The sequence below is a fragment of the Microbacterium sp. MMO-10 genome (genome assembly GCF_037148715.1).
In the GTDB taxonomy this organism is placed as follows: domain Bacteria; phylum Actinomycetota; class Actinomycetes; order Actinomycetales; family Microbacteriaceae; genus Microbacterium.
In genome coordinates, this window is record NZ_JBBCSV010000001.1 from 729,332 (window position 1) to 745,879 (window position 16,548).

The 16,548-nt window shown below is 69.9% G+C and carries 15 protein-coding genes; 5 read left to right on the plus strand and 10 right to left on the minus strand.

The genetic code is table 11. The features are described 5' to 3' along the window. Positions 1 to 19 precede the first annotated feature (19 nt). The 5 genes from WFJ17_RS03470 to rpsF form a co-directional block, all read right to left on the minus strand. Entirely contained in the window at positions 20 to 778 is a 759-nt protein-coding gene (locus WFJ17_RS03470) for a SecDF P1 head subdomain-containing protein (protein WP_336647674.1), read from the minus strand. 101 nt (positions 779 to 879) lie between these two features. Next, positions 880 to 1,332: a 50S ribosomal protein L9 gene (gene rplI, locus WFJ17_RS03475; RefSeq protein WP_251443739.1), complete on the minus strand. Its 453-nt coding sequence runs from the start codon at positions 1,330 to 1,332 to the stop codon at positions 880 to 882. A gap of 11 nt (positions 1,333 to 1,343) precedes the next feature. Next, positions 1,344 to 1,598 (minus strand): 30S ribosomal protein S18, encoded by a 255-nt coding sequence (gene rpsR / locus WFJ17_RS03480; protein WP_071641238.1) that lies wholly within the window; start codon positions 1,596 to 1,598, stop codon positions 1,344 to 1,346. Between the two features lie 65 nt (positions 1,599 to 1,663). Beyond that, positions 1,664 to 2,182: a single-stranded DNA-binding protein gene (locus WFJ17_RS03485; RefSeq protein WP_251443742.1), complete on the minus strand. Its 519-nt coding sequence runs from the start codon at positions 2,180 to 2,182 to the stop codon at positions 1,664 to 1,666. A 5-nt stretch (positions 2,183 to 2,187) separates the two neighbouring features. Then, positions 2,188 to 2,553, minus strand: coding sequence for a 30S ribosomal protein S6 (rpsF, locus tag WFJ17_RS03490; RefSeq protein WP_233310867.1), 366 nt, complete (start codon positions 2,551 to 2,553; stop codon positions 2,188 to 2,190). 241 nt (positions 2,554 to 2,794) lie between these two features. Between rpsF and WFJ17_RS03495 the strand changes: the two genes are divergently transcribed. After that, positions 2,795 to 3,958 carry a hypothetical protein gene (locus WFJ17_RS03495; RefSeq protein WP_336647675.1) on the plus strand — a complete coding sequence of 388 codons (1,164 nt, stop codon included), beginning with the start codon at positions 2,795 to 2,797 and terminating at the stop codon, positions 3,956 to 3,958. Positions 3,959 to 4,088: 130 nt separating this feature from the next. Here the strand turns inward: WFJ17_RS03495 and WFJ17_RS03500 are convergent, their stop codons facing one another. From WFJ17_RS03500 to WFJ17_RS03520, 5 genes are all read right to left on the minus strand, one after another. Continuing rightward, positions 4,089 to 5,804, minus strand: a complete 1,716-nt coding sequence (locus WFJ17_RS03500; protein WP_336628122.1) for an ABC transporter ATP-binding protein — start codon at positions 5,802 to 5,804, stop codon at positions 4,089 to 4,091. After that, positions 5,801 to 6,814 carry an ABC transporter permease gene (locus tag WFJ17_RS03505; RefSeq protein ID WP_251443751.1) on the minus strand — a complete coding sequence of 338 codons (1,014 nt, stop codon included), beginning with the start codon at positions 6,812 to 6,814 and terminating at the stop codon, positions 5,801 to 5,803. The genes WFJ17_RS03500 and WFJ17_RS03505 overlap by 4 nt, the downstream gene beginning before the upstream one ends. A gap of 1 nt (position 6,815) precedes the next feature. After that, the gene (locus tag WFJ17_RS03510; RefSeq protein WP_251443753.1) at positions 6,816 to 7,892 is read right to left on the minus strand and encodes an ABC transporter permease; all 1,077 of its coding nucleotides are present in this window, start codon (positions 7,890 to 7,892) and stop codon (positions 6,816 to 6,818) included. A 111-nt stretch (positions 7,893 to 8,003) separates the two neighbouring features. Next, positions 8,004 to 9,638 (minus strand): ABC transporter substrate-binding protein, encoded by a 1,635-nt coding sequence (locus WFJ17_RS03515; protein ID WP_251443755.1) that lies wholly within the window; start codon positions 9,636 to 9,638, stop codon positions 8,004 to 8,006. 170 nt (positions 9,639 to 9,808) lie between these two features. Further along, positions 9,809 to 10,708, minus strand: coding sequence for an Lrp/AsnC family transcriptional regulator (locus tag WFJ17_RS03520; protein WP_251443758.1), 900 nt, complete (start codon positions 10,706 to 10,708; stop codon positions 9,809 to 9,811). A 211-nt stretch (positions 10,709 to 10,919) separates the two neighbouring features. Here WFJ17_RS03520 and WFJ17_RS03525 point away from each other — a divergent pair, with 211 nt between their 5' ends. Genes WFJ17_RS03525 through speB form a run of 4 tightly spaced genes read left to right on the plus strand, consistent with a single transcriptional unit; the run spans position 10,920 to position 16,512 of the window. Further along, positions 10,920 to 12,242, plus strand: a complete 1,323-nt coding sequence (locus WFJ17_RS03525) for an MFS transporter (protein ID WP_251443761.1) — start codon at positions 10,920 to 10,922, stop codon at positions 12,240 to 12,242. Then, entirely contained in the window at positions 12,239 to 13,909 is a 1,671-nt protein-coding gene (locus WFJ17_RS03530; RefSeq protein WP_336647676.1) for an amidohydrolase, read from the plus strand. The genes WFJ17_RS03525 and WFJ17_RS03530 overlap by 4 nt, the downstream gene beginning before the upstream one ends. 12 nt (positions 13,910 to 13,921) lie before the next feature. Then, positions 13,922 to 15,562, plus strand: coding sequence for a thiamine pyrophosphate-binding protein (locus WFJ17_RS03535; RefSeq protein ID WP_336647677.1), 1,641 nt, complete (start codon positions 13,922 to 13,924; stop codon positions 15,560 to 15,562). Further along, on the plus strand, positions 15,559 to 16,512 hold the full coding sequence (speB, locus tag WFJ17_RS03540) for an agmatinase (protein ID WP_336647678.1): 954 nt from the start codon (positions 15,559 to 15,561) through the stop codon (positions 16,510 to 16,512). The genes WFJ17_RS03535 and speB overlap by 4 nt, the downstream gene beginning before the upstream one ends. The last annotated feature ends 36 nt before the right edge of the window (positions 16,513 to 16,548 follow it).

Genomic DNA, 16,548 nt, shown 5'->3' on the forward strand with positions numbered 1-16,548 from the left:
GCGCGGGCCCGCCCGGCGGCTAGGGCTTGGAGGACACGATCTGCACGCCGTCGGGGAGCGGAGCGCCCATGAGGGCGGCGTACTGCTCGGCCTTCGTCCGGTCGAACCCGCCGGAGATCTGCACCGATGTGGAGAGCGACTGCCCGCACTCGAGCTGCACGGAGGGTGCGGTGAGCAGCTTCCCGTCCAGCAGGATGGCCATGCGCTTGAGGGCCGGATCCTCCTCGCACGCGGCCTTGCCGGAGAGGGCAGCGAAGGCATCCGCGCCGCTCTCGGTGAAGTCGACCTGCACGCCCCACTGATTCTGCACATCCACCGCCTTCACCGTGTCGAGATCCTTGTCACCGACGCCCACCGGGCCCAGCCGCAGCACCTCCTGCTCCTCGGTCATGGCAGTGCATCGCTCCGCGGCTTGCGTGCAGTCTCCCGATCCCGCGGCATCCTCGCCGACGGCCGTCACCGGGCGGATCGCGAACTCCCCCGGCGCCTGGAAGAGGTCCTCCCTGACCTCGACCTCGGCGCCGCCCGTCTTCGGCGGGGTGTAGCGCACGGCCACCCTGTCGCCATCGGTGCCGATACTGCGCTCGCTGATGCCGGCGACGTCCAGCCGATGCCCGAGCTGTCTCGCAACCGTGTCGGCTTTGCCAGCGGGCACCCTCAGCACCACCTCGTGTGTGAGCGCGGGAGCGCTGAAGGGCAGCCCCGTGCAGCCCGCCAGCACCAGGACTCCGGCGGCGAGGACGAAGGCGAGGACGCCGGAACGGATCGAGCGGCTCATGCCCCGGAGCCTAACCCTGCGGACCGCGCACCACACCCGTGCCCCGGCACGCGAAAGGGGCCGCCTCGCGGAGGAGACGGCCCCTGACAGGGAGTCGGCACTTACTTGGCGGCGACGACCTGCAGCGTGATCACAGCGGTCACGTCGTCGTGCAGACGGACGGTGGCCTCGTGGTCGCCGACCGACTTGATCGGCGAGGTGATGTGCACCTTGCGCTTGTCGATCGCACCGATGCCCGCGGCCTCGACGGCGGCGGCGACATCGGCGGTCTTGACCGAGCCGAACAGACGGCCCTCAGCGCCCGCCTTGACGGCGAGACGGACCTTGGCGGCCTCGATGGCGTTCTTCAGCGCCACCGCGTCGTCGAGGTCGTGGATCGCACGCGCCCGACGGGCGGCCTGGATCTGCTCGACCTGCTTCTCGCCACCGCGCGTCCACGCGACGGCGAAACCCTGCGGCACGAGGTAGTTGCGGGCGTACCCGTTCTTGACCTCGACCACGTCACCGGCGCTACCGAGCCCGGCGACCTCATTCGTGAGAATCAGCTTTGCCATGTCGGTACCCCTTAGCGGCCAGCGCCGGCGTAGGGCAGGAGAGCCATCTCGCGAGCGTTCTTGATCGCCTTGGCGATCAGACGCTGCTCCTGCACCGAGACACCGGTGATACGACGGGCGCGGATCTTTCCACGCTCCGAGATGAACTTGCGGAGGGTCGCGACGTCCTTGTAGTCGATGACACCCACGCGGATGGACTTCGCGGGAGCGGTGGGCTTGCCACCCTTCCGCGGCTTGCGGCGGTCGCCGCTCGACTTTCCAGCCATGAGTCTTCCTTACGAGAAATGGTTTTCGGATCCCTCGGGATCCGCAATCTTGGTGTTGCTTCGGGTCAGAACGGGGTGTCGTCGCCGAAGCTGCCGGGAGTGCTCCACGCGTCGGCGCTCGAGGAACCGGGCGTCGACCACGGCTCGTCCGAGCCCTTGGGCTGCGGACGACCGCCGCCGCTGCCGCCCTGACCGCCCTGGAAGTTCCCGCCGCCGTTCGAGGCGGCACGGGTGACCTGAGCGGTCGCGTAGCGGAGCGAGGGGCCGATCTCGTCGACCTCCAGCTCGATCGCCGTGCGGTTCTGGCCCTCGCGGTCCTGGTAGGAGCGCTGACGCAGGCGACCGGTCGCGATGACCCGCATGCCCTTCGTCAGGGATCCGGCCACGTGCTCGGCGAACTCGCGCCACACGGACGCACGGAGGAACAGCGCGTCGCCGTCCTTCCACTCGTTCGCCTGGCGGTCGAAGGTGCGCGGCGTCGAGGCGATGGTGAAGTTCGCCACCGGCAGCCCGTTCTGCGTGTAGCGCAGCTCGGGGTCGGCGGTGAGGTTCCCCACCACGGTGATGACGGTCTCGCCGGCCATGATCCTTAGACCTTCGCGGCCTTGGGCTTGCGGGCGGCCTTCTCCTCGGCGCGCTTGGCCTCGGCTGCGACCATCGCCTGCGCCTCTTCGGCACGCAGAACCTTGGTGCGGAACACGAGCTCCGACAGGTTCAGCTGGCGGTCCAGCTCGTTGGTGGCCTCGCTGGTCGCGGTGAAGTTCACGACGGCGTAGATGCCCTCGGTCTTCTTGTTGATCTCGTAGGCGAAACGGCGCTTGCCCCAGATGTCGACCTTGTCAATCGAGCCACCATCGTTGGTGATGACCTTCAGGAACTTGTCGAGGTTGGGGGCAACCTGGCGCTCGTCCAGCTCGGGGGTCAGAATGACCATGAGCTCGTACTGGTGCGTCACTTACCCACCTCCTTCGGACTAGAACGGCTTCCGGGACTTTCCCGGAAGCAGGAGGGTGTTGTGCACGTGTCCGGGCACAGATGTACCCAGACAACCTGAACAGCTTAGCGGATCCGCCGGAATCCGCCGAATCCGGAAGGTTGCCCGGTCGCTGGCCGACTGGGCAGCGTGACCGGCAGGCCGTCAGCCGACCACCCGTGTTCCCCCGGAGGAATCCCGCGTCTCGCAATAGCGTGAGAGGGTGAGCACTCCATCGCCCGCCGCCCCGCCCGCGTTCGACGCCCGCGCACTGACCGAACCGGTCGACCGCGTGCGGCTCGCCGCCTGGTCGCGCGAGGCCAGGGCGAGCGGCGTCGGCCCCCGCACCGGGCAGATCGTGCTCGTCCTCGTGATCGCGCTGTTCATCGCCTTCGTCGGGTTCGGCGTGGTCGGAGTCTTCCTGAGCGTCGCACTGGGCTCGTCCGGCGGCGTCGTGATGCCGCTGCTGATGCTCGTCGTCATCGGGCTCGCCGTGTGGGGCGGGATCGCCTGGTGGAACCGGCAGCTCGTGCGGGGCTACCGCCTCGCCGGGTTCGCGGCGGCGAACGGCATGGGCTACCTGCCCCGGCTCGCGGATCCGCAGCTCCCGGGGATGATCTTCTCGCTCGGTCACGGCCGCGAGGCCACCGACCTCGTGCGCGGAACCGTGCCGCGCTTCGCCGAGTTCGCGAACTTCCGGTACACGACCGGATCGGGCAAGAACAGCCAGACGCACGACTGGGGCTACATCGCGATCAAGCTCGACGTGCCGCTGCCGAACATCGTGCTGGACGCGCAGGCCAACAACGGGTTCTTCGGGACGAACCTGCCCGCGGCCTACCAGGGGCACCAGAGGCTGTCGCTCGAGGGCGACTTCGACCGGTACTTCGCGCTCTACTGCCCCGAGGGCTACGAGCAGGACGCGCTGTACCTGTTCACACCGGACATCATGGCCCGGTTCATGGACTCCGCCTCCGCCTTCGACGTCGAGATCGTCGACGACTGGCTGTTCCTCTACGCGCAGAACCGGCCGGTCAGCACCCTGGATCCGGCGGTCTGGGCGCAGATGTTCGGCGCGGTCGGGGCCGTGATCACCAAGCTGCAGCAGTGGGCGCGCTGGCGCGACGAGCGCCTGCGCGCGGCCGGCGCCGGTGCCGCATCGGGTCCGGGGATCCCCGCCCCGGCTGCGGCGGGACACACCGCGGCGGCGCGCTTCGCCGGCCCGGTCACGCCGACGCCCGGGGAGCCCGGGCGGCCGTGGGCTCCCCCACCCGGCGTCGCACCCGAGGGGCGCCGCCTGAAGCGCGCGTTCCCCTGGGCGACGGTGGTGGTGTTCGCCGTCGCCATCGGAGGCTGGATCGTGTTCCGCCTGGTGCTCGGGCACTGACGCGTCGCCTGCTCCGGGGCGTCGAGCGAGACGAAGGGGACACGAAACGCGGCGCCCTCGAGAGAGCACCGCGTTTCGTCTCCGTCGCGCCGGTCGGGGTCGACGCTCGACGACCCCGACCGGGGGCGGGTCAGGCGCCTCGGCGCACTGCCTGCCAGAGCGCTCGGCGCTCGGCCTGCTCCACGGGATCCGGCACGGGAAGGGCCGCGAGCAGCTCCTTGGTGTAGGAGCTCGACGGATCGTTGAGCACCTGCGCGGTCGTGCCCTGCTCCTGGATCCGTCCCTGCCGCAGCACGATGATCCGGTCGGAGACGGCGTCGATCACGGCCAGGTCGTGACTGATGAACAGCGACGCGAAGCCGAGCTCGGCCTGCAGCTGCACGAACAGGTCCAGCACCTTCGCCTGCACCGAGACGTCCAGCGCACTGGTGGGCTCGTCCGCGATGAGGAGCTTCGGATCCAGGGCCAGGGCGCGCGCGAGCGAGGCGCGCTGACGCTGACCGCCGGACAGCTCGTGCGGGTAGCGGTCGCCGAAGCTCGTCGGCAGCCGCACCGCGTCCAGCAGCTCGTCCACGCGGGCACGGGCGGCGGCGACGCTCGTCGCCCGGCCGTGCACGACGAGGGGCTCCGCGATGCACTCCGCGATCGAGAGCAGCGGGTTGAAGCTCGTCGCCGGATCCTGGAACACGAACCCGATCTCGGGCCGGAGCGGCGCCAGCTGTCGCTGCTTGACGCCGTTCATCTCCTGGCCGAGCACGCGCAGCGATCCGCCGACCACGGTCGTGAGACCGACGACGGCGCGGCCGATCGTGGTCTTGCCCGATCCGGACTCGCCGACGAGGCCCACGACCTCGCCGGGACCGACGTGGAAGTCGATGCCCTTTACCGCGACGACCCCGCCTCGGCCGAACCGTCCGGGGTAGCCGATCTCGCAGGCCTGCGCGACGATGAGGCTGCCCTCCGGCGGCGCACCGGCGGCGCCCTCCGCGGTCGAGTCCGCCAGAGCCGACTTGCCCTGCCCGACGTGCGGCACGGCGGCGAGCAGCTCGCGGGTGTACTCCTGCCGCGGGTTGGCGAAGAGCTCGCCCACGGGCGCCTGCTCGACGATGTCTCCCCGCAGCATCACCACGACCCGGTCGGCGAGGTCGGCCACGACGCCCATGTTGTGCGTGATGAGCACGATCGTCGCGCCGAACTCGTCGCGGCAGGCGCGCAGCAGCTCGAGGATCTCGGCCTGCACCGTGACGTCGAGGGCGGTGGTCGGCTCGTCCGCGATGATGAGGCCCGCGTTCAGCACGAGGGCCATCGCGATCACGATGCGCTGCTTCTGCCCGCCCGAGAACTGGTGCGGGAAGTCGTCGACGCGCTTGTCGGGATCCGGGATGCCCACCTTGCGGAGGATCTCGACGGCCTTCGCCTTCGCCTCCTTCTTGGAGAGCCTGCCCTCGTGGTGGGCCCGCAGGCCCTCCGCGATCTGCCAGCCCACGGTGTACACGGGGTTCAGGGCAGTCGAAGGCTCCTGGAACACCATCGCGGCGTCGCGCCCGCGCATCGCGCGCAGCTTCGCCGGCGTGGCATGCACCACGTCGGTCTCGCCGCCGCGGCCGCGCACGATGACCGCACCCGACATGGTGGCGGTCTCGGGGAGCAGTCCGAGCAGGGCGTTGGCGGTGACGGTCTTGCCGGATCCGGACTCGCCGACGATCGCGAGCACCTCGCCCGCATGCGCCTGGATGTCGATGCCCTTGACCGCGTCGACGGGCTCGCCGTCGGTCGCGAAGCGCACCTTGAGCCCGCGGATCTCCGCCACATCGGGAAGGCCGGTGTTCGTCATCGTGCCGGTCATGCCGCACCTCCCGCGCGACGGCGGGTGCGCAGTCGCGGATCGCTCAGGTCGTTCAGGCTCTCGCCGACGAGGGTGATGCCGAGCACCACCAGCACGATCGCGAGGCCGGGGAAGATGGACGTCCACCAGATGCCGCTGGTGACGTCCGCGACGGCGCGGTTGAGGTCGTAGCCCCACTCCGCGGCCGAGGTCGCCTCGATCCCGAAGCCGAGGAAGCCGAGTCCGGCGAGGGTCAGCAGCGCCTCGGAGGCGTTGAGCGTGATCACCACCGGCAGCGAGCGCGTGGAGTTGCGCAGCACGTGACGGATCAGGATCCTGCGGGTCGGCACGCCGATGACCTTCGCCGACTCGACGAACGGCTCGGCGCGCACCCGCACCACCTCGGCGCGGATGACGCGGAAGTACTGCGGCACGAACACCACGGTGATCGACAGCGCCGTGGCCATGATGCCGGACCACAGGCTCGACTGGCCGTGGCTGATCACGATCGACATGACGATGGCGAGCAGCAGGGACGGGAAGGCGTAGATCGCATCCGCGATCACCACGAGCGTCCGGTCGAGCCAGCCGCCGAAGTAGCCGGATAGCAGACCCAGGGCGATCCCGACGAAGATCGAGCAGGCGATCGCGGCCAGGATCACGAGCAGTGCCGTCTGGGATCCCCAGATCACGCGCGAGAGCACATCGAAGCCGCTGACCGTGGTGCCCAGGAGGTTGGTGGCGCTCGGCGGCTGCTGCGTGCCGAACTTCACGCCGTTCACGGACTGCTGCGCCCACGAGTACGGGGCGAGGACGGGCGCCAGGATGGCGACCAGCACGAAGAGGCCGGTGATGACGAGGCCGGTGATGAGCATGCCGCGCTGCAGCCCGACGCTCTGACGCAGCTGCGAGATCACGGGGATCCGCTCGCTCCAGCGGCGCTTGCGCGGCGCCTGGGCCGCGAGCGCCTCGGTCTTCGGGGTGGGCAGATCGCGGTCGATCACGGGTTCGGGGGTGTTGTCGACGGTCATCTCAGTACCTCACCCGCGGGTCGATCATGGCGGCGACGATGTCGACGATGAAGTTGGTCACCGCGACGATGACCGCGATCATGACGACGATGCCCTGCACGGCGACGAAGTCGCGCGCCTTCAGGTACTCGCTGAGCATGAAGCCGATGCCCTTCCACTCGAAGGTCGTCTCGGTCAGCACGGCTCCTGCGAGCAGCATCGCGATCTGCAGCCCCATCACCGTGATGATCGGGATCAGCGCCGGGCGGAACGCGTGCTTGGTGACCAGGCGGTACTCGCTCACGCCGCGCGAGCGGCCCGAGGTCACGTACTGCTGGCCGAGGGTGCCGATCACGTTCGTGCGGATCAGCCGCAGGAACACGCCCGCGGTGAGCAGCCCGAGCGCGAGCGCGGGCAGGACCGCGTGCCACAGCACGTCGAGGATGGCGGGCCCGTTGCCCAGGCGGATCGCGTCGAGCAGGTAGATCCCCGTCGGGGTGCTCACGCCGCTCATCAGCAGCTCGGTCTGGGTGCTCGCGCGCCCCGAGACCGGCATCCAGCCGAGCCAGACCGAGAAGACCAGCTTCAGCAGCAGGCCGACGAAGAAGATCGGCGTCGCGTACGCGAGGATCGCCATGATCCGCAGCGACGCGTCCTGCCACTTGTCGCGGCGGTGCGCGGCGATGAGGCCGAGGGGGATCGAGACCGCGAAGGCGACGATGAGCGCATAGATCGCGAGTTCGAGGGTGGCGGATCCGTAGGTCAGCAGCACCGTGGTGACCTTCTGGCCATCCGTGATGGTGGTGCCGAAGTCTCCGCGGAGGATGTTGCCGAGGTATTCGAAGTACTGGATGAGCACGGGCCGGTCGTAGCCGGCCTCGTGCACGCGCTGCGCCAGCTGCGCTGCGGGCAGGCGTCCGCCGAGGGCGGCGGTGATGGGATCGCCGGTGATCCGCATCAGGAAGAAGACCAGGGTGACCAGGATGAGGACGGTGGGGATGATCAGCACGAGGCGGATCAGGATGTAGCGCCACAGTCCTCCTCCGGAGGACTTCGGGCGCGTCGCCGCGGGATCTGCGGCGAGGACATCAACGGCCATGGAGAACCTTTGTGAGGAGATCGGGAGTGATGGTCCCCGAGCCCGTGGAAGGGCCCGGAGACGAAGACGGGGCACCGTCGCGTGTGCGGCGGTGCCCCGTCTGAAGGTGCGCTACTTCGTCAGCGGCGCGTAGCGGAACTTGAACGAGGCGTCGAGGGTCGCACCCGAGACGCCGGAGCCCACGACCGCGATCTGCTTGCCCTGGAGGATCGGCAGGGTCGACAGGTCCTTCGCGACCATGTCCTGGATCTGAGCCAGGTCGGCCATGCGCTTGTCCTTGTCGGTCTCGGTCTGAGACTTCACGATGAGGTCGTTGACCGCCGGGTTGTCGTAGTGGTTGCCGAGGAAGTTCTCCTTGAGGAAGAACGGCGACAGGTAGTTGTCGGCGTCGGAGTAGTCCGGGAACCAGCCGAGCTGGTACTCGGGGTACACGTCCGCCGTGCGGTCCTTGGAGTACTGGGTCCACTCGGTGCTCTGCAGGTTGACGGTGAACAGGCCGCCCTCCTCCAGCTGTGCCTTGTAGGCCGCGTACTCGTCACCCGAGGACGGGCCGTAGTGGTCGCCGTTGTACTGCAGGTTCAGGGTGACCGGGGTGGTCACGCCGGCGTCCGCGAGGACCTTCTTCGCCTTGTCGAGCGACGGACCGCCGTTGCCGTCTCCGTACATCGACTTCAGCGGCGTGGTGGCGCCGGACATGCCGTCCGCGACGAACGAGTACAGCGGGCTGTAGGTGTCCTTGTAGACGTCCTTCGCCACGGCCGCGCGGTCGATGAGGTCGGCCGCGGCCTGGCGCACGGCCTGCGCCTTGGCCGGGTCGGCCTCGGGGGTGGTCGCGCCGAACGGCATGGTGTTGAAGTTGAAGACGATGTAGCGGATCTCGCCACCCGGGCCCTCGACGAGCTTGACCTTCTTGTTCTTGCTGAGGTCCTCGGTGTCGGTGGCCGACAGGCTGCGGTACGCCACGTCGATGTCGCCGTTGCCGATCGCGAGCTTCAGGTTCGAGGCGTCGGCGAAGTACTTGACGTTGACCTGGCTGTTGGCGGCCTTGCCCAGCTCGCCCTCGTAGCCGGCGTACGGCTTGTAGGAGATGAGCTGGTTCTTCTTGTAGTCGGTGATCTCGTACTGACCGGCGAAGGCCTTGCCCTTGACGATGGTGTCGTCGTCGGTGACCTTGTCGGCGGAGAAGACCTTCTCATCGACGATGGGCGCCGCCGGGCTGGAGAGGATCAGCGGCCAGATCTGGTCGTTGCCGTTCTTCAGCGTGAAGACGACCGTGGTCGGGTCCGGCGCAGCGGTGCTGTCCAGGTTGCCGAGCAGCGCCGCCGGGCCGTTGGGGTCGTTGATCTTGACCATGCGGTCGAAGGAGAACTTCACCGACGCGGAGGTCAGCGGGTCGCCGTTGGCGAACTTCAGACCCTTCTTGAGCTTCACCGTGTACTCGGTCGGGGAGGTGAACTCCGCCGACTCGGCGATGTCGGGGGTGACCTCCGCCGTGCCGTACTTGCTGTTCATCAGGAAGGGGTAGATCTGGTTCATCACGGCGAAGGAGCCGTTGTCGTACGAACCAGCCGGGTCGAGGAACGTGATCTTGTCGGTCGTGCCGACCGTGATCGTGCTGCCGGAGGATCCTCCGGTCGACCCCCCGCCGCCCGTGCTGCTCGTCGCGCAGCCCGCGAGCACGAGGGCTGTGGCGCCGAGCGCGCCGATGGCGAGACCGAGACGGCCTCGAGTGCTGTGGAATGACATATACACCTCTGTATCGGTTCCGTGGCCGCGCTTCAGTGCGACCGCAACATCCATGGCCGTCAGGGTTCACGGCGCACGGGACACCCGATTGTATGCACGCCTGCGCATTTCTCGGGAGATCCGAGTCCGAGACGTGACCTCCGCCGGAGATCTTCCTGCCGCGGATCCGCTCACGCCTCCGAGCCGTGCGGGAACTGGCGCGCGTAGTCCTCCTTGAGCACGGCGAGGTGCAGCCAGGCCTCGGTGTGGGACACCCCGGGCAGGGAGCGCAGCTGTTCGAGGCCCGCGTGCAGCGCCCCCGGCGTCGGCTCCACGAACGTGATCACAGCGTCGAAACGGCCGATCGTGCGGGCGGCGAAGTCCACGCCGGGCCAGGTGCGCACCACCGAGAGCACGGCGTCGTCGTCGCCCAGCAGGCTGAGCCCCACGCCCATCGACTGCCTCCGGTGCGCGGGACCACGCGCCTCCACGGCTCCGATCTGGATGACGTGCGCCGCGCGGAGCCGCTGGACCCGGGTCGCGACCGCGGACGGCGACAGCCGCACGACCTCGCCGAGGGCGCGGAAGCTGATCCGTCCGTCCTCCTGCAGCAGCTCGATGAGCGCGGTGTCGGTCTCGTCCAGCACGACGTCGCCGCGATAGCTCGAGACGAACGGGCCCTTCACGACCGAGGTGTAGACGAGGGTGTTCACATCGAGCACCTGCGGGATCGCCCTGATGTCCTCGATCACCGCGTGCAGCTCCGGCATCGTGCCGAGACGCACCTCCGCCACCAGGTCGTAGACGCCGCCGATCGCCGACACGAACACGGTCTCCTCCCGCGCCTGGAGCGCCGCGGCGACTCCGGCGCTCGCGCCGGCCGTGCGGATCGAGACGTGCGCGATCACGTGCTGTCCGAGGAAGAACGGATCCACCGCGCCGATGATGCGGATCGTCCGATCGTCCAGCAGCAGGCGCAGGCGCGACGCCACCGCGGTCCTCGTCTGACCCAGTGCCGCCGCGAGCGAGCGGATGCTCGCCCGCCCGTCCTCACGGAGCGCGCGGATGAGTTCTGCGTCGAAATCGGACATGATTCAGGCGATCCCCGACTTTCCCGGTTTGGATTCCGAAGCTGTCACAATCGCAGTCATGACCCGGTTCACGTCGCGGAACGGAGTCAGGATGCGCACAACTGCGAACAATACTCCAGCCTACAGGCTCGCGGACGCAACTTTTGACGTTGCACGGGCTCGAATCCGCCCCTAGCATCCTTCGCATCCCTGACACCGCAAAGGAGCGGGCATGACCTCCACCCACACCAAGGCCCGGCGCGCCGGGCTCGCGGCCTTCGTCGGCACCACGATCGAGTGGTACGACTTCTACGTCTACGCCACGGCGGCGGCGCTCGTCTTCGGCCCGCTGTTCTTCCCCAGCAAGGACCCGCTCGCCGAGACCTCTGCGGCCTTCGCCACCTTCGCGGTGGCCTTCCTCGTCCGCCCGATCGGCGGGATCCTGTTCGGCCACATCGGCGACAAGCTCGGCCGCCGGGTGTCGCTCGTCATCACCCTGCTGCTCATGGGCGCCTCGACCGTGCTCGTCGGATGCCTGCCCACCTATGAGAACGTGGGCATCCTGGCCCCGATCCTGCTGATCCTGCTGCGCGCGCTCCAGGGCCTCGCCGTCGGCGGCGAATGGGGCGGCGCCGTGCTCATGAGCGTCGAGCACGCCCCGGAGAAGTCGAAGACCTTCTACGGCGGGTTCACCCAGCTCGGAAACCCGGCCGGCGCCCTGCTCGCCTCGGGCATCTTCGCCATCATGTCGCGAGGCGGAGAGGACTTCATCCGGAACGGTGGCTGGCGCATCCCGTTCCTGCTCTCGATCGTGCTCATCGCGGTCGGCTTCTGGGTGCGGTACCGCGTCGAGGAGTCCCCGGTCTTCGAGGAGAAGATCGAGGGTCGCAAGCAGTCGATGCCGCTGGCCTTCGCGCTACGCGCGAACTGGCGGCCGATCCTGCTGGGCATCGGGATCCTGCCGATCTCGACCGGCGGCTACTACCTCGCGACCACGTTCGCCACCGCCTACGCGACCGGCGCCCCGATCTCGATCAGCGAGCAGGTGATCCTCGACGCGATGACGATCGCCTCGTTCGTGGAGTTCGTGGTCACGCTCCCCGTCGCCTGGCTGGGCGACAAGTGGGGCCGCAAGAACGTGATGTACATCGGCCTGATCACGTCCGTGCTGACGTTCGCGCCGTTCCTGCTGCTCATGCCGGGCAGGGTCGAGCCGCTCATCTTCCTCTTCGCCTCGCTCGTGCGCATCGCCATGAGCGCGACGTACGCGCCGATCGCCGCGATCCTCGCGCAGATGTTCCGGCCGCAGGCCCGCTACACCTCGATCGCACTCTCCTACGGCGTCGGCGCCGCGGTGTGGGCCGGCTTCTCGCCCTGGTTCGCGACGCAGCTCGTCGCCTGGACCGGCAGCGTCTGGTCGGTCATCGCGATGTTCGTCGGAATGGCCGTGCTCGCCGGGATCTGCACCCGGCTGGCGCCGCAGCACTCCGACGCCGCCCCGGTCACCGACTCCTTCACCCCCCGTACCGACACCACCGCGAACAGGCTGCCATGAGAAAGCTCGTCCCCTTCGACCAGTCGCCGCAGACGACCCCCCGGCTCGTCCTCGCCCGCGCGATCCACCTGCTCGACGCGTCCGCCACCACCGCGACGGCGATGCTCGTCGATCGCGGACGGATCCTCGCCACCGGTTCCCCGGCCGAGTGCCGAGCGGTGGCGGAGGCTGCCGGCCTGACGCCGGAGCAGGTCGACCTCGGCGATGCGACGATCGTGCCCGGCTTCATCGACGCCCACGCGCACCCGCTCATGTACGGCCAGATGATGACGTGGGTGGACTGCGGTCCTGAGAAGGCCGCAAGCATCCCCGAGATCGTGGCCCTGCTGCAGGAGGCGGCCGCCGCGCTCCCCGCAGGGCGCCCGGTGCGCGGCTACGGCTATGAGCACCGCAATCTCGCCGAGCAGCGCCACCCCACCCGGTTCGAGCTCGACGAGGTCGCGACCGACCGCGAGGTCTACCTCATGAACGCCTCCGGGCACGGCGGCGTCGTGAACTCCTACACGCTCGAGCGCAGCGGGATCGACCGTGAGACGCCGAACCCCGCCGGCGGCGAGTTCTTCCGCGACGCCGACGGCGAGCTCACCGGCGAGCTGTCGGACGCGGCCTGCAACATCCTCACCGGCGTGCACGGCGTGAAGGTCGGACACCACGGCCCGAACTTCCACCTCGCGGACGAGCCGGAAGAGCATCTGCGCCAGCTCGACGTCGCGACCTCGCGCTTCCTCGCGGGCGGCGTCACGGCGATCGGCGACGCCCAGGTGAGTCGCCGCGAGTTCGACATGTACCTGCGGCTCGCGCAGGCCGGCCGGCTGCCGCTGCGCATCTCGATGTACCTGCTCTCGCATCTGCTCGACGAGGCGCTGGAGATGGGACTCGTCGGCCAGTTCGGCAACGCCCGCCTCAGCTTCGCGGGCATCAAGTTCTACGCCGACGGCACCCTCGGCGGCTGGACCGCCTACTTCCCCGACGGCTACGTGGGCGACCCCTGCCGCACCGGGCAGCTGTACCACGAGCCCGCCGAGTACGCCGCCCTCATCCGGCGCGCACACGCGGCAGGCCTGCAGACCGCCACGCACGCACAGTCGCCCACGGCGATCGAGATGGTCGTCTCGGCGATCGAGGCCGCGCTCGGGGAGCACCCCGACGACGACGCCCGCCACCGCATCGAGCACTGCGGGCTGCCGACCCCCGAGCAGATCGCACGCATGGCGGCGGCCGGGATCCGCCCGGTCAACCAGCCCCAGCACTACTACAACTGGGGCGAGGGCGTCGAAGAGGCGATCGGGACACCCGGCGAGCGCTTCAATCCCCTGGGCGAGTTCGAGCGCGCCGGGGTTCCCGTCACGATCTCGTCCGATGCGCCCGTTGCCGACCCGATCCCGCTCGAGGCGATCCAGGCGGCCGTGACCAGGGTCACCCGCCGCGGCCACCGCCTCGGCCCGGACGACCTGCGCATCTCCGCCCTGTCCGCCCTGCGCGCCCACACGATCGAGGGAGCCGTCTCCCTCGGCCGCGAGGACGACCTGGGCAGCCTCGAGGTCGGCAAGCTCGCCGACTTCGTCGTGCTGGACGAGGATGTGCTCGAGGCGGATCCCGAGCGGATCGGCCGGATCAGGGTGCTCGAGACCTGGGTCGACGGCGAGCCGCGGCACCGCGCGGCCTGAGGGGACGAAGAGATGACGATCGAGACCGACCCGTACGCCGACACCGCCGGCCGCGCCGTCCTGGAGACGATCCGCAACTACGGGGTGGACGCCGTGTTCGGCATCCCTGGCACGCACAACCTGGAGTTCTACCGCCCGCTCGCCGACCTGGGCTTCCGGGTCGTGACGAACCGGCACGAGCAGGGATCCGGGTACGGCGCCGACGGCTGGGCGCAGCAGAGCGGACTCCCCGGCGTCGTGATCACCACCTCCGGTCCCGGGCTGCAGAACGCGATGAGCGCCGTCGGCACCGCCTTCTGCGAGTCGCGTCCGCTGATCGTGCTCTCCCCCGGGGTCGCCCTCGGCGCGGAGTTCGCCGACGTCGGCACCCTGCACGAGACGAAGGATGCCTCGGCGATGGTCGGCGCCATCGCCGAGTGGTCGCGCCGCGTCGGCTCCGCCGCGGAGGCGGTCGCCGCCGTCCACGACGCGTTCGCCCTGTTCCGCACCGGACGCCCGCGGCCCGTGCATATCGAGGTTCCGCTGGACGTGCTCGAGGCCCCGGCCGGGGTTCCCGCAGCCGACCGTCTGCCCCGCCCCCTTCCCGCCGCCGAGGGCGGCGACGCGGCGGCGGTCGCCGAAGCAGCCGCCCTGCTCGGCGCGGCGCAGCGACCCGTCATCGTCGCCGGCGGCGGTGCGACCCGTGCCGCCGTGGCGCTGACCGCTCTCGCCGAGCGCCTCGGCGCCCCGGTGCTCACGACGCTCAACGGCAAGGGGGCGCTCGACGAGCTCCATCCGCTCTCCCTCGGCGCCAACCTGCGCCTGGCGGCGGCCCGTGCGGTCGCCGAGGACGCCGATGTGCTCCTGGTCGTGGGATCCAAGCTCGGTGAGGCCGAGCTGTGGGCGCCGCGGCTGGAGGCGCGCGGCGCGGTGGTGCGCGTCGACATCGCCGCGGGGCAGCTCGCGAAGAACCTCGACCCCGCGATCGGGATCCGCGGCGACGCCCGCGCGGTCCTGGAGCGGGTCCTAGACGCCCTGCCTCCTGCCCCGCCGCGCACGCCCGCGCTCGACGACGTCCGCGCCGGGATCCTCCGGGAGATCCGGGAGGCCGCCCCGGCGACCGTCGCACTGGCCGAGGAGATCGCCACGGCACTGCCCGACGACGCGATCGTGGCCGGCGACTCGTCGCAGATCGTCTACCTCGCCCTCGCGAACGTGCTCCGCCGCTCCGGCCCCCACGCGCTGCTGTACACGCCCACGTACGCGACGCTCGGGTACGGACTCCCCGCCGCGATCGGCGCGCGGGTCGCTCAGCCGGACCGGCCCGTCGTGGCGGTCGTCGGCGACGGTGCGCTCATGTTCGCGGTCAACGAGATCGCCACGGCGGTCGAGCAGCGCCTCGACCTCACGATCGTGTGCGTCGACAACGGCGGCTATGCGGAGATCCGACAGAACGAGGTGGATCGCGGAATGACCCCGGTCGGCGTCGACCTCGTGCAGCCGGACTGGCCCGCCCTCGCCCGCGCCTTCGGCGCCGAAGGCGAACGCGTCGAGGCCGGCGAAGATCTCGCCTCCGCGATCCGCACGGCGATCGCCGGCGGCGGTGTCCGCCTCGTGCACGTCGTGCAGCCGAACGCCCATCCCTCCCCGGAAGAACAGAAGGACCGCGCATGACCACTCCGATCGGCCCCGTCGATGCCTCCCTCACCCCCCGCTATGCGGGCTTCGCCACCTTCGCGCGCCTGCCGCGGCTCGAGGAGGTCGACCACGCCGACATCGCCGTGGTCGGGGCGCCGTTCGACTCGGGCGTGAGCTACCGCCCCGGGACGCGGTTCGGGCCCTCGCACGTGCGCGAGTCGTCGCGCCTGCTCCGCCCGTACAACCCGGCCCAGGACTTCTCGCCCTTCGCGCGGACCCAGGTCGTCGACGCCGGCGACCTCGCGCTGAACCCGTTCGACATCACCGAGGCCGTCGAGGAGACCGACCGCGCCGTGACGACGCTCCGCGAGCGGGTCTCCCGCGTCGTCACGATCGGCGGCGACCACACCCTGGCCCTGCCCCTGCTGCGGTCAGTGGCGCGCGAGCACGGTCCGGTCGCGGTGCTGCACTTCGACGCGCACCTCGACACCTGGGACACGTACTTCGGAGCCCCGATCACGCACGGCACCCCGTTCCGCCGGGCGAGCGAGGAGGGTCTCATCGACATGACCGCCAGCTGCCACGTCGGCACCCGCGGCCCGCTCTACGACAAGAGCGACCTCGAGGACGACGCGCGTCTCGGATTCTCGATCGTCACGAGCGAGGCGATCGAGGAGCACGGGGTCGAGGCCGCGATCGAGCGGATCCTGAGCCGCATCGGCGACGCACCCCTGTACGTGTCGATCGACATCGACGTGCTCGACCCCGCGCACGCCCCCGGCACCGGCACCCCCGAGGCCGGCGGACTCACCAGCCGGGAGCTCCTGCGGATCCTGCGGAGCCTGCGCGACACGAACATCGTGGGCGCCGACGTCGTCGAGGTCTCCCCCGCCTACGACCACGCCCAGCTGACCGGCATCGCCGCGAGCCACGTCGTCTACGAGCTCATCACCCTGCTGGCGATGCAGATCGACCGCACCCGCTGACACCCGGGATCCAGGGGCCGGCCGTCGCATCGACGG